Source organism: Streptomyces sp. NPDC093109, assembly GCF_040701725.1.
In the GTDB taxonomy this organism is placed as follows: domain Bacteria; phylum Actinomycetota; class Actinomycetes; order Streptomycetales; family Streptomycetaceae; genus Streptomyces.
Genome location: NZ_JBFBEZ010000004.1, coordinates 1 through 12,264, shown reverse-complemented (window position 1 = coordinate 12,264; position 12,264 = coordinate 1). Strand labels below are relative to the sequence as shown.

Annotated in this window: 10 protein-coding genes; 5 read left to right on the top strand and 5 right to left on the bottom strand. The window is 72.3% G+C overall.

The window, feature by feature from the left end:
- Positions 1 to 5 precede the first annotated feature (5 nt).
- The gene (locus AB0389_RS06005; RefSeq protein WP_366394104.1) at positions 6 to 416 is read right to left on the bottom strand and encodes an ATP-binding protein; all 411 of its coding nucleotides are present in this window, start codon (positions 414 to 416) and stop codon (positions 6 to 8) included.
- A 301-nt stretch (positions 417 to 717) separates the two neighbouring features.
- Here AB0389_RS06005 and AB0389_RS06000 point away from each other — a divergent pair, with 301 nt between their 5' ends.
- Both AB0389_RS06000 and AB0389_RS05995 read left to right on the top strand, forming a co-directional pair.
- Positions 718 to 1,548: an enoyl-CoA hydratase family protein gene (locus tag AB0389_RS06000; protein WP_366394103.1), complete on the top strand. Its 831-nt coding sequence runs from the start codon at positions 718 to 720 to the stop codon at positions 1,546 to 1,548.
- The gene (locus tag AB0389_RS05995; protein ID WP_366394102.1) at positions 1,545 to 3,869 is read left to right on the top strand and encodes a bifunctional salicylyl-CoA 5-hydroxylase/oxidoreductase; all 2,325 of its coding nucleotides are present in this window, start codon (positions 1,545 to 1,547) and stop codon (positions 3,867 to 3,869) included. Before AB0389_RS06000 ends, AB0389_RS05995 begins: the two co-directional genes overlap by 4 nt.
- On the opposite strand, the gene AB0389_RS05990 is transcribed toward AB0389_RS05995, so the two are convergent.
- Complete coding sequence (locus AB0389_RS05990; RefSeq protein ID WP_366394101.1) at positions 3,856 to 4,680, bottom strand: PaaX family transcriptional regulator C-terminal domain-containing protein; 825 nt, start codon at positions 4,678 to 4,680, stop codon at positions 3,856 to 3,858. The genes AB0389_RS05995 and AB0389_RS05990 overlap by 14 nt on opposite strands.
- A gap of 47 nt (positions 4,681 to 4,727) precedes the next feature.
- Positions 4,728 to 6,350: an AMP-binding protein gene (locus AB0389_RS05985; protein ID WP_366394100.1), complete on the bottom strand. Its 1,623-nt coding sequence runs from the start codon at positions 6,348 to 6,350 to the stop codon at positions 4,728 to 4,730.
- Positions 6,351 to 6,488: 138 nt separating this feature from the next.
- Here AB0389_RS05985 and AB0389_RS05980 point away from each other — a divergent pair, with 138 nt between their 5' ends.
- Positions 6,489 to 7,658 carry an acyl-CoA dehydrogenase family protein gene (locus tag AB0389_RS05980; protein WP_366394099.1) on the top strand — a complete coding sequence of 390 codons (1,170 nt, stop codon included), beginning with the start codon at positions 6,489 to 6,491 and terminating at the stop codon, positions 7,656 to 7,658.
- Positions 7,658 to 8,056: a RidA family protein gene (locus tag AB0389_RS05975; RefSeq protein ID WP_366394098.1), complete on the top strand. Its 399-nt coding sequence runs from the start codon at positions 7,658 to 7,660 to the stop codon at positions 8,054 to 8,056. The genes AB0389_RS05980 and AB0389_RS05975 overlap by 1 nt, the downstream gene beginning before the upstream one ends.
- Before the next feature lie 56 nt (positions 8,057 to 8,112).
- On the opposite strand, the gene AB0389_RS05970 is transcribed toward AB0389_RS05975, so the two are convergent.
- Both AB0389_RS05970 and AB0389_RS05965 read right to left on the bottom strand, forming a co-directional pair.
- The gene (locus tag AB0389_RS05970) at positions 8,113 to 9,783 is read right to left on the bottom strand and encodes a hypothetical protein (RefSeq protein ID WP_366394097.1); all 1,671 of its coding nucleotides are present in this window, start codon (positions 9,781 to 9,783) and stop codon (positions 8,113 to 8,115) included.
- A 137-nt stretch (positions 9,784 to 9,920) separates the two neighbouring features.
- A complete protein-coding gene (locus tag AB0389_RS05965; protein ID WP_366394096.1) occupies positions 9,921 to 11,558 on the bottom strand; it encodes a hypothetical protein in 1,638 nt (545 codons plus the stop codon).
- Between the two features lie 440 nt (positions 11,559 to 11,998).
- On the opposite strand from AB0389_RS05965, the gene AB0389_RS05960 reads away from it, so the two are divergent.
- On the top strand, positions 11,999 to 12,264 hold a 266-nt coding region (locus AB0389_RS05960; protein WP_366394095.1), incomplete at its 3' end, for a hypothetical protein.

The following is a 12,264-nucleotide window of genomic DNA, read 5'->3' as shown; positions in this document are numbered from 1 at the left end:
TCCCGTCAGCAGGCGGGCAGGGTGAACCAGACCGCCTTGCCCTGATCCGTGGCGCGATGGCCGCAGGCCGAGCTGAGCGTGCTGATCAGCAGCAGCCCGCGGCCGTCCTCCTGCCAGGGGTCGGGCATGTCGCCCGGGTCGGTGAGATTGCCCGGCGGCGCCGGGTCGCGGTCGTGGACCTCGACCTGGCAGCCGGTCGGCAGCAACTCCACCACCAGCTCGATGGGGTGGTCGTCGCGGGTGTGCTGGATGGCGTTGGCGACAAGCTCCGCGGTGAGCAGTTCCGCGGTGTCGCTGTGGGTCGTCTCCTCCAGATGCGCGAGCGCCGTGCGGACCAGGGCACGCGCGAGCGGCACGGCTTCCGCGCTGTGCGGCAGCGAGACTCGCCAGGGGGAGGCGTCTGCGGCTTCGGTCATGGGCGCGGGTCCGATCGGGGACGTGGCAGTCATCGGGGGGCGGGTAAGTCCTATTACGTTCAACTTTACGGAGCGTAAAAGGATGGGCAAGAGGCGGGGTCCCACCCGGGGCAGGACCTTCGGCCCTGTTCCACGGGACCTTCGTCCCCTCCGGAGCGGGCCGTTCCGCCCATCGGGAGGCTGCCCGCTCCGTGCTATCGCGTACTCGTGACGACAGTCACACATGAGTGATACCTTCGAAACGGGCATCGTAAGCACACGCCCCCGCTCGAAGGAGGCCGCACTCCATGAGTCCCGCTCCATGAGCCCGTTCGAAGGCTCCGCGCCCCGCACCCGGGAGTGGCGCCATATCCGGCTGGACCGGCGGACGGACGGCACCGCGACCGTCACGCTCGCCCGCCCCGCGAAACTCAACGCGCTGACCTTCGGCGCCTACGCCGATCTGCGCGACCTGCTGGCCGAGCTGTCCCGGGAGCGGTCCGTACGGGCCCTGGTGCTGGCCGGCGAGGGCCGCGGCTTCTGCTCCGGCGGCGATGTGGACGAGATCATCGGCGCGACCCTGGCGATGGACACGGCACAGCTCCTCGACTTCAACCGGATGACCGGGCAGGTCGTCCGGGCCGTCCGCGAGTGCCCCTTCCCGGTGATCGCCGCCGTGCACGGGGTCGCGGCGGGCGCCGGCGCCGTCCTCGCGCTCGCCGCCGACTTCCGGATCGCGGACCCCTCCGCCCGCTTCGCCTTCCTCTTCACCCGGGTCGGCCTGGCCGGCGGCGACATGGGCGCCGCGTATCTGCTGCCGCGCGTCGTCGGCCTCGGCCACGCGACGCGGCTGCTGATGCTCGGCGAGTCCGTCCGCGCGTCCGAGGCCGAGCGGATCGGCCTGATCAGCGAGCTGACCGACGAGGGCAGGGCCACCGACCGGGCCACCGAGCTGGCCCGGCGGCTGGCCTCGGGACCCGCCCTGGCGTACGCGCGGACCAAGGCCCTGCTCACCGCCGAACTGGACATGCCGCTGGCCGCCGCCGTTGAACTGGACGCCGCCACCCAGGCGTTGCTGATGAACAGCGCGGACTACGCCGAATTCCACGCCGCGTTCACCGGGAAGCGGCCACCGCTCTGGGAGGGCCGGTGACGCCGCTGCGCGTCGCCGTCATCGGCGGCGGTCCCGGCGGACTGTACGCGGCGGCCCTGCTCAAACGGCTCGGCCCCGCCCGCGACATCACCGTCTGGGAGCGCGGCGCCCCCGACGCCACCTTCGGGTTCGGAGTCGTCCTCTCCGACGAGACACTCGGCGGCATCGAGCACGCCGACCCGGTCGTGTACGGCGCGCTGCGCGCCGCGTTCGTGCGCTGGGACACCATCGACATCGTCCACCGAGGCCGCACCCTCACCTGCGGCGGCCACGGCTTCGCCGCACTCGGCCGGCGCCGGCTGCTGGAGATACTCGGCGAGCGCTGCGCCTCCCTCGGCGTACGGCTCCACTACCGTACGCAGGCCCCGCCCGCCGCCGAACTGGCCGCCGCGTACGACCTGGTGATCGCCGCCGACGGCGTCCACAGCGCCACCCGCGCGGCCCACGCCGGCACCTTCGGCCCGGCCGTCACCACCCACCGCTGCCGCTACCTCTGGCTCGCCGCGGACTTCGCCCTCGACGCGTTCCGCTTCGAGATCGCCGAAACCCCGCACGGGGTGATGCAGCTCCACGGCTACCCGTACGAGCGCGGGCCGGGGAGCGCCGGCGGGGGCCGCAGCACCGTCATCGTGGAGATGCGCGAAGAGGTCTGGCGGGCGGCCGGCTTCGACACGCAGGACGTACGCGCCTCCGTCGAGCGCTGCGCCAGGATCTTCGCCGGCGCGCTCGGCGGCCGGCCGCTGTACGCCGGATCCTCGACATGGAGCACCTTCCGTACGGTCACCAACGAGCGCTGGAGCCACGGCGGTACGGTGCTCCTCGGCGACGCCGCCCACACCGCGCACTTCTCCGTCGGCTCCGGCACCAAACTCGCCGTCGAGGACGCCCTCGCGCTCGCCGCGTGCGTCGGCGAGAGGGCGGACCCGGGTGACCTGCCGGCCGCGCTCGCCGCCTACGAGAGCGAACGCCGCCCGGTCGTGGCGTCCACACAGCGTGCCGCCGCCGCCAGTCTGCGCTGGTTCGAGGAGCCGGCCGTCCGCACCGGGCAGCCGCCGCACCGCTTCGCCTTCGGCCTGCTCACCCGCAGCCGCCGCGTCACCCACAGCGGTCTGCGGCTGCGCGACCCGGACTTCACCCGGGCGGTGGAGGAGGAGTTCGCGGCGGTCGAGCGGACCGGCCAACCACCTTCCACGCCACCGATGTTCACCCCCTTCCGGCTGCGCGGGGTGACCCTGCGCAACCGGATCGTCGTCTCGCCCATGGACATGTACAGCGCCGAGGACGGTGTCCCCGGCGACTTCCACCTCGTCCACCTCGGCGCCCGCGCGCTGGGCGGCGCCGGGCTCGTCATGACCGAGATGGTGTGCGTCAGCGCCGAGGGCCGGATCACACCCGGCTGCACCGGCCTCTACACCCGCGAACAGGGCGACGGCTGGCGGCGCGTCACCGACTTCGTCCACACCCGGTCACCCGGCACGGCCATCGGCGTCCAGCTCGGGCACGCCGGCCGCAAGGGCTCCACCCGGCTCATGTGGGACGGCATGGACGAGCCGCTGCCCGCCGGTAACTGGCCGCTCGCCGCCGCCTCCCCGCTGCCGTACCGGCCCGGGGTCAGCCAGCGCCCGCACCAGCTCGACCGGCGCCAACTCGACACAGTGCGCGAGCAGTTCACCGCCGCCGCCCGCAGAGCCCGGCGCAGCGGCTTCGATCTGCTCGAACTGCACTGCGCCCACGGCTACTTGCTCTCCGGCTTCCTCTCCCCGCTCACCAACCGGCGCACCGACGCGTACGGCGGCCCCCTGGCGGCCCGGCTGCGCTTCCCGCTGGAGGTCTTCGACGCCGTACGGGACGAATGGCCCGCCGAACTCCCCATGACCGTACGGATATCCGCCACCGACTGGGCCCCCGGCGGCACCACCCCCGAGGACGCCGTCGAGATCGCCCGCGCCTTTACCGCACACGGCGCCGACGCGATCGACGTCTCGACCGGACAGGTCGTCGCGGACGAACGCCCCGAGACCGGCCGCTCCTACCAGACGCCCTACGCCGACCTGATCCGCAACACCCTCGCCGTCCCGGTCGTCGCGGTCGGCGCCATCTCCTCCTGGGACGACGTCAACTCCCTGATCCTGGCGGGCCGTACCGACCTGTGCGCCCTCGGCAGACCGCATCTGTACGACCCGAACTGGACCCTGCGCGCCGCCGCCGAGCAGGGCTACGAAGGCCCCGGCGCCCCCTGGCCCCTCCCGTACCGCGCGGGCTCCAGGCCCCCGCCGGCCGGCCGCCCCGTCCCCCCGGCGCCCCGGCTCACCCCGGGGTGACCGGCGGGCGGACGAACTCCAGCGCCGCGTCCCGCAGCCGGGTGTGCAGGGCGGCGAAGACCTCGGCGGAGCGCTCGCCCGGCCAGTCGGGCGGCAGGAGTCCGGCCGGCAGACCGGGGTCGGCGTACGGCAGCAGGCGCCACGCGTCCAGCGTGAACAGATAGTCGCGGTACGCGTCCTCCGCCGAACCGCCGCCGTCCCGGAGCCAGTTGGCGAGCACCGGCTCGTACACGGCCAGGAACTCCTCGTGCCGTACGGCGATCGCGTCAAGGTCCCACCAGCGGGCCACCGCCCGCGCCGTCGGCTCGAAACCGAGGTGCTCGGCGCCGAACAGCTCGACGTACGGGTCGAGTTCGAGCCGGCGCAGCGTGTGCCGGGTCTCCTCGCGCAGCCGTCCCGGCGCGATCCAGACCCCCGGCGCCGCCGTACCGAACCCGAGTCCCGCCAGCCGGGAGCGGAGCAGATGGCGCTTGTGCCGCTCGGCCTCCGGCACGGTGAACACGGCCAGCACCCAGCCGTCCTGGAGCCGGGGCGCCGGCCGGTCGTAGATCCGGCGGTCCCCGTCGTCCAGCAGCTGCCGCGCCTCCGCCGACAGCGCGTACCCGGCCGCGCCGTCCGCCGTCCGCTCCGGCACCAGCAGACCGCGCCGCTTGAGCCGCGAGACCGACGACCGCACGGACGGCGCGTCCACCCCGAGCGCGCCCAGCAGCCGGATCAGCTCGGCCACCGCGAGCGGGGCGCCGTCCGGCGTCCGGCCGTACGCGCCGTAGAGCGTCACGATGAGGGAGCGGGGAGTGCGCTGGTCGGCCACGTGATCACTTTAGACCGACCGGGAAGGCCAGGCCGGCGGCACAGCGCCTACGCCGGGTCCCGCAGCCGGTAGCGCTGGAGCTTGCCCGTGGGCGTGCGCGGCAGCGCGTCCAGGAAGACGATCGCGCGCGGGCACTTGTACGGCACGAGCCGCGACCGCACGAACGTCCGCAGCGCCGTCGCGGTCTCCTCGCCCGGCGCCACCCCGCTCCGTAACACGACATACGCGGCGGCGATCAGGCCGCGCACCTCGTCGGGCCGGCCGACGACCGCCGCCTCCACCACGTCCGGATGCGCCAGCAGCGCCTCCTCGACCTCCGGGCCCGCGATGTTGTGCCCGGCCGAGACGATCATGTCGTCCGCGCGCGCCACATAGCGGAAGTAGCCGTCGGGCTCGCGCACATACGTGTCGCCGGTCAGGTTCCAGCCGTCCCGTACGTACTCCCGCTGGCGCGGATCCGCCAGATACCGGCAGCCCACCGGACCCCGGACGGCCAGCAGCCCCGGCTCACCGTCGGGTACGGGCGCGCCCGCGGCGTCCACGACCCGCGCCTGCCAGCCCGGCACCGGCACCCCCGTCGTCCCCGGCCTGATCGCGTCGTCCGCCGCCGAGATGAAGATGTGCAGCAGCTCGGTCGCCCCGATGCCGTTGATGATCCGCAGCCCGGTCCGCTCCCGCCACGCCCGCCAGGTCCCGGCGGGCAGATTCTCGCCCGCGGAGACACACCGCCGCAGCGAGGAGAGGTCGTACGGGCGCGCCGCCAGCTCGTCGAGCATCAGCCGGTACGCGGTCGGCGCGGTGAACAGCACCGACACCCCGTGTTCCGGCACCGCCGCCAACAGCTGCCGGGGACCGGCCTGTTCGAGCAGCAGCGCGCACGCGCCCACCCGCAGCGGAAAGATCAGCAGACCGCCGAGACCGAAGGTGAAGCCGAGCGGCGAGCTGCTCGTGAAGAGATCGCCCGGCGCCGCCCGCAGCACCTCGCGGGCGAACGTGTCGGCCACCGCAAGCACATCCCGGTGGAAGTGCAGACACCCCTTGGGCCGGCCCGTCGTCCCCGAGGTGAAGGCGATCAGCGCCACATCGTCGGCCGCCGTCGCCACCGCCTCGTACCGGCCGGGCCGCCGCCCCGCCAGCCGCAGCAGATCGTCCGGCGCGCCGCCGTCCCCGAACGTCGTGATCCGCAGCCCCGGCACCCCGGCCGCGACCAGCTCGTCCACCGACCGGACGTCGCACAGCGCGTGGCCGACCCGCGCGATGTCGCACATGACGGCCAGCTCACCCGCGCGGTGCTGCGCCAGTACGGTCACGGCCACCGCGCCCGCCTTGAGCACCGCGAGCCAGCAGGCGGCGAGCCACGGGGTGGTGGGGCCGCGCAGCAGCACCCGGTTCCCGGGCACCACACCCAGATCGGTGGTGAGCACATGCGCGATCCGGTCCACCCGGGCGCGCAGTTCCCCGTACGACCAGATGTCGCCGGGGTCCGCCGTACGGAAGGCGGGACGGTCAGGGCCGAACCGCTCGACGGTACGGTCCAGCAGCTCGACGGCGCAGTTGAGCCGGCCGGTGGCGGACCCGGGCGGGAGGGGGAGGAGCCGGGGCCACTGCGCGGCGGGCGGCAGCTGGTCGCGCGCGAAGGTGTCGGTGTGGGCGGACGGGGTCAGCTCCATGGGTCGCCCCTGCTCTGTCTTGCCGGTCGGATGTCGTGCCGGTCGAGGCAGTACCTGTGGTGGGGTCGCCCTTCGAGCGTATCGTGAAGATGACGACAGTCAACGGCTCGCGATAGACGCACGGGAAGTGGAGTCCGGATGCCCGCGTTCACGCTCGATCCTGCGCAGACCGCGTGGTGCGCCGAACTGCGCGCCCTGGCGGCGGACCGGCTGGGCCCGCTCGCCGCGAAGGGCGAGCCCGGCCGGGTCAACCGTGAGCTGCTGCTGGCTCTCGGCGGACTCGGCCTGCTGGAACGGCAGTTCACCGCCGGGGCGCTGGACCTGTGCCTGCTGCGGGAGTCCCTCGCCCAGGGCTGCACGGAGGCCGAGACGGCGCTCGCGCTCCAGGGGCTCGGCGCGTACCCGATCGTGCTGGCCGGGACGGCCGGGCAACGCGCCCGCTGGCTTCCCGAGGTGGGCGCGGGCCGCGCGGTGGCCGCCTTCGCGCTGACCGAGCCGGCCGCCGGGTCCGACGCCGCCGCGCTCGCCCTGCGGGCCGTACCGGACGGCGGGAGCGGCGGTGGAGACGACGGCTGGCTGCTGACCGGTGAGAAACGCTGGATCTCCAACGCGCCCGAGGCGGACTTCTACACCGTCTTCGCGCGAACGGGCCCGGCGGCGCCGGAGGCCACCGGCTCCCGGGGCATCACCGCCTTCCTCGTCCCCGCGGACCGCCCCGGCCTGACCGGCACCGCCCTCGACATGCTCGCCCCGCACCCCGTCGGCGCGCTGCGCTTCGACGCCGTGCCCGTGACCCGCGCGGATGTGCTCGGCGAGGTCGGCCGGGGCTTCCGGGTCGCCATGGGCACCCTGAACCTGTTCCGGCCCAGCGTCGGCGCCTTCGCCGTCGGCATGGCACAGACCGCGCTGGACGCGGCGCTCGCCCACACGGCGACCCGGACCGCGTTCGGCGGGCCGCTCAAGGACCTCCAGTCCGTCGCCCACCAGGTCGCGGAGGTCGCCACCCGGATCGAGGCGGCCCGGCTGCTCGTGTACGCGGCGGCCTGCGCGTACGACACGGGCGCGCCCGATGTGCCCGCGCGCTCGGCCATGGCCAAGCTGTACGCCACCGAGACCGCGCAGTTCGCCGTCGACACCGCCGTCCAACTGCACGGCGCCCGCGCCCTCCAGCGCGGCCATCCGCTGGAGCACCTGTACCGCGAGGTGCGCGCGCCACGGATCTACGAGGGCGCGAGCGAGGTCCAGCGCACCATCATCGCCAAGGAGTTGTACCGCGCGACGGCCAACCCTCCTCAGGCGGTGGGGTGATGGGCCTGGACCGGATCAACCCCGCCTCACTCGCGCCGGCCACCGGCTTCTCGCACGCGGTCACCGCCACCGGCGGCCGGCTGGTCCTGCTGGCCGGGCAGACCGCGCTCGACGGCGCCGGGAACGTCGTCGGCGCGACGCTCCCGGCGCAGTTCGGCACGGCGCTCGGCAATCTGCTCACCGCCCTCGCGGCGGCCGGGGGCACGCCGGGCGATCTCGCGCGCGTCACCGTCTACGCCACCGATGTCGCCGGATACCGGGCCCACGCACCCGAACTGGGCCGGATCTGGCGGCGGTTGGCGGGCCGGGACTATCCGGCGATGGCGGTGATCGGTGTGGTGCGCCTCTGGGACGAACAGGCCCTGGTGGAGCTGGACGGGATCGCCGTACTCCCCTGAACGCGGGCCCGCGGGCCCGCGTTCAGGGGAGGTGTGCCACGCGTGCGAGCCCCTTCTCAGACGGGAGTGGTCTGGGTGCAGTTCTTCCACTCGACCCAGGGTCGGCCGCCGCCCTTCTGCGGGCCGGTGGCGTAGGTCGGGTCGCCGGTGATCCGGCTGTTCTTCTCCTCGTGGGTGACGTCCAGGCCGAAGAGTTTGAAGCCCAGGGTGACCTGTCCCGCCGAGACGCCGAAGCCGATGCCGAGGGAGGCGTTCCACCAGTCGGTGTTGGCGTTGTAGTCGAGGCGGGAGAGCTTCGCCTTGTCGTGGAGGAGTGTTTCGAGGGGGCCGGCGTCGTTGCCGAGGGGTTCGGCGGCGTCGGAGGGGCTCGGCAGGGCGTCGCTGGCGGGGAAGCTGCCGCGACCGCGCAGCCAGTCCTCGACGAGGGTGCTGTCGGAGTCGTTGTCGAGGGTCAGTTCGGCGGACTCGGTGTGGATCGTCGACTTGATGTTGCCACCGCCGCCACCGACGTCGATGGTCACCGGGAGGGGCCCCGCGTTCACTCCGGCGCCGACCTTGACACCCGTACCCTCCCCGGCCTCCTCGCTGGTGGTGATGACCAGCTTCTGCGGGGTGTGGGGGGTGCCGTCCTTCTCCTCCTGGTCGTAGGCGGCGGCGTCGTAGGTGACGGCGACCTGCTGCATCTTGCTTGCCTTGCCCTGCGCGCCCACCCCGCCCTGGCCGCTGACGGAGAAGGTGTAGACGAAGGTGATCTTGCCGGCGTCGGGGCCGGTCTTGGTCCGCATGACCACGACGTCCTCGGTCATCGACGCGGAGAAGAGATCGGTGGAGATGGAGCCGAGGTCCTTCTTGTCGTCGCCCTTGCCCTTGGTGAAGGACTGGCCGAAGCTCAGCCCGCCGGCTAGCTCCGTCGTCGACTTGGTGATGTCGACGTCCGGGGCCCTCTCCGGGTCGAGATCGGGCTTCTTCTTCTTGGCGGACTCGTTGCAGATCATCCCCAGCTCCGCGCCCCACGCCCGCGTGGAGGTGGACTGGCACTTCGACGCGGCCTTGAGGTATTCGGCGAACTGCTTGGCGTCCTTGAGGTTGGCCTCCAGGTCGGCCTGCGGGTCGTCGCTCTTGTTGCCGGCGAACAGCCACTGGCCGCCGCTGCCGCTGCCCTTGGAGTAGCTGCCGCTGAGGGAGGCGCTGCCGCCCCAGTCCTTCAGCCCCGGGATGCCCGCCGAGATGCTGGCGGTGACGCCCACGCTGCTGTCGACGACACGCTCCATGGTGACGGTGCCGTCGGACCACTGGCTGACCTTGACCTGCTCGGATCCGCTGATCTTGATGAAGATGATCTGGACCGTGTAGGTGTCCTTGGTCTGGTCCTCGGCCAGCAGGCACTTGGCGGGCTCGAAGGGGTCGTTCTCCGGGACGATCGGCGGGTCGTCGTCACCGCCACCGCCGTCCCCGTCGTCCCCGCCGTCCTCCCCGTCGTCGTCCGCGAGGTCGCCGGTGGCACACGCCTCCGCACCGCTCTGCGGATGAAGCACCCGGCAGACCGCCGCCTTGAGTCCGGTCGCCGTGTCCTGCGGTACGGACAGCACCACGATCGCGGCGGAGATCATGGCGACGATCAGGATCATCGCCACGTACTCCGTACCGGCCACACCTCTGTCCCTGGTCCGGCCGACGGGTATATCGCCATGGGCATGCCAGGTCTGGAGGTCCTTGGCTCCCTTCATGCGCACTCCTCGATTCCCGCAGTCGCCAACTCCCCCGAGTCCGCGACAGCTTAGGTATGGGCCCAGGCCCATCGGCAGGGCCCGCAGGCCCAGTTGTGGGCCCAGAACACCGGGGGAACGGCCTGGTCGGGGTGGGATCACACCGGTATGGGGGTGGTCCGGGTGCAGTTCTTCCACTCGACCCAGGGTCGGCCGCCGCCCTTCTGCGGGCCGGTGGCGTAGGTCGGGTCGCCGGTGATGGTCTGTTCCTTGTGCTCATGGGTGATGTCGATACCGAAGAGCTTGAAGCCCATCGTCACCTGCCCCGCGGAGATCCCGAAGCCGATGCCGAGCGAGGCGTTCCACCAGTCGGTGTTGGCGTTGTAGTCGAGCCGCGAGAGCTTGGCCTTGTCGTGCAGCAGCCGCTCGATCGGCCCGGCGTCGTCGCTCAGCGGCTCCGACGCGTCGGAGGGGGAGGGGAGGGCGTCGGTGGCCGGGAAGTCGCCGCGTCCGCGCAGCCAGTCCTCGACGGCCCGGGCGTCGGCGTCGTTGTCCAGGGGCAGTTCGGCGGACTCGGTGTGGATCGTCGACCTGATGTTGCCCGCGCCGCCGCCGACGTCGATCGTGACCGGCAGACTGCCGGCGGGCACACTGCCGCCGACCTTGACACCCGCGCCCTCGCCGGCCTCCTCGCTGGTGGTGACGACCAGTTTCTGGGGAGTGTGGGGGACGCCGTTCTTCTCCTCCTCGTCGTAGGCGGCGGCGTCGTACGTCACGGAGACCTGCTGCATCCTGGTGCCCTTGCCCTGGAGGCCCTGGCCGCCGTTGCCGGTGACGGTGAAGGTGTAGACGAAGGTGACCGTGCCGGCGCTGGGGCCTGTCCTGGCCCGCATGACGACGACGTCCTCGGTCATCGAGGCGTTGAACAGCTCGGTGGAGATGGAGCCGAGCTTCTCCTTGTCGTCGCCCTTGCCCTTGGAGAACGACTTGCCGAGGCTCAGACCGCCCGACAGCTCGGTGGTCGACTTGGTGATGTCGACGTCCGGCATCCTCGACGGATCGGTGTTCTGCAGCTTGCCCTTGGCCTGGTCGATGCATGACGCCTGGCCGATGGGGGAGACCCCTCTGCCCGCGATGGCCCTGCACCCCTCCAGCTGCTTCAGCGCCGTGGCGAACGCCTTGGCGTCCTCCAGGTTGGCCTCCAGGTCGGCCTGCGGGTCGTCGCTCCGGTGACCGGAGAACAGCCACTGTCCGCCCTGGCCCTTGCCGCTCATGTAACTGGCGCTCAGCGACGCGCTGCCGCCCCAGTCCTTGAGCCCCGGGATGCCGGCGGAGACCGAGGCGGTGGCCCCGACTCCGGTGTCGGTCACCCGCTCCAGCGTGACGGTTCCGTCCGACCACTGCTGGATCTTGACCGTCTCGGCGTTGCTGATCTTGATGAAGAGGATCTGGATGACGACGGTGTCCTTGGTCTGGTCCTCGGACAGCAGGCACTTCGCGGGCTCGAAGGGGTCGTTCTCCGGGACGACCGGCGGCCCGTCGTCACCGTCACCGCCACCGTCACCGTCGCCGGGATCCCCGTCGCCCCCGCCGCCCCCTCCCTCCCCGCCGTCGCCGGGATCGTCGCCCGCGACGTCGCCGGAGTGGCACGCCTCGGCGCCGCTCAGCGGATGCAGTACGCGGCAGACGGCGGACTTGAGTCCGGTCGCCGTGGACTGGGGCACCGACAGCACCACGATCGCGGCGGAGATCATGGCGACGATCAGGATCATCGCCACGTACTCGGTACCGGCCACACCTCTGTCGCCGAACCGGCCGACGGGTATTTTGACCCGGGCATGCCAAAGGGGAGACTCTCCGGTTTCCTTCATCCGTGCTCCTCGTTGCTCCGGCCCGCGCGTTCCGCTTCTGCGGCCCCGGGCGCAAGGAGCGTAAGAGGGGGGCGCCTTCGCGGGGAGGGTCCCTGGGCCCAGTCGCGGGCCCAGGTGTGCCCGGCGTAAAAATTCGATCGCTGTACGAGTGAACCGATGGGCGTTGATCCACGTCTTCTGGGGCGAAGCGACACCGAAGATCGAGATCCGCCCCAACTGCGCCCCGCGAGGCGCGGGTTGCGTTGAGATGCGGATCTTGGTAGGGGGCTGATCCTCCGCCTCTTCTGGGTGCGTGCATACTCAAGGCGCATGCGCTTCGGGGGTTTGTTCGATGAAGCGCCTCAAAGGTTGGGGGAGTTTTGCGTATGTACAAGAAGAGAGCCGGCGCTGTCATGGTGGCCGCTCTGCTCACGGCCGGGCTGACGTCAGGTGCCACCGCGGGTGCGGCTTCGGCCGTCGGTGCCGACAGTGCGGAAGCCGCCCGGGCGTTCGCGGCGAAGGCGCGGCAGGCGCAGTCCGCCGCGTCGGTGGTCACTCTCATCACGGGTGACCGGGTGCATGTGGATGCCCAGGGGCGGGTGACGCGTGTGCAGCCCGGCAAGGGCCGCGAGGGCGTCCGGATGAAGGTCAA

What these genes read in the sequence shown, in the direction of transcription:
- AB0389_RS05985 (WP_366394100.1), bottom strand. Translation starts at nt 6,350, where the DNA reads ATGGAGCTGACCCCGTCCGCCCACACCGACACCTTCGCGCGCGACCAG.
- AB0389_RS05975 (WP_366394098.1), top strand. Translation starts at nt 7,658, where the DNA reads ATGGGCCTGGACCGGATCAACCCCGCCTCACTCGCGCCGGCCACCGGC.
- AB0389_RS06005 (WP_366394104.1), bottom strand. Translation starts at nt 416, where the DNA reads ATGACCGAAGCCGCAGACGCCTCCCCCTGGCGAGTCTCGCTGCCGCAC.
- AB0389_RS05980 (WP_366394099.1), top strand. Translation starts at nt 6,489, where the DNA reads ATGCCCGCGTTCACGCTCGATCCTGCGCAGACCGCGTGGTGCGCCGAA.
- AB0389_RS05970 (WP_366394097.1), bottom strand. Translation starts at nt 9,783, where the DNA reads ATGAAGGGAGCCAAGGACCTCCAGACCTGGCATGCCCATGGCGATATA.
- AB0389_RS06000 (WP_366394103.1), top strand. Translation starts at nt 718, where the DNA reads ATGAGCCCGTTCGAAGGCTCCGCGCCCCGCACCCGGGAGTGGCGCCAT.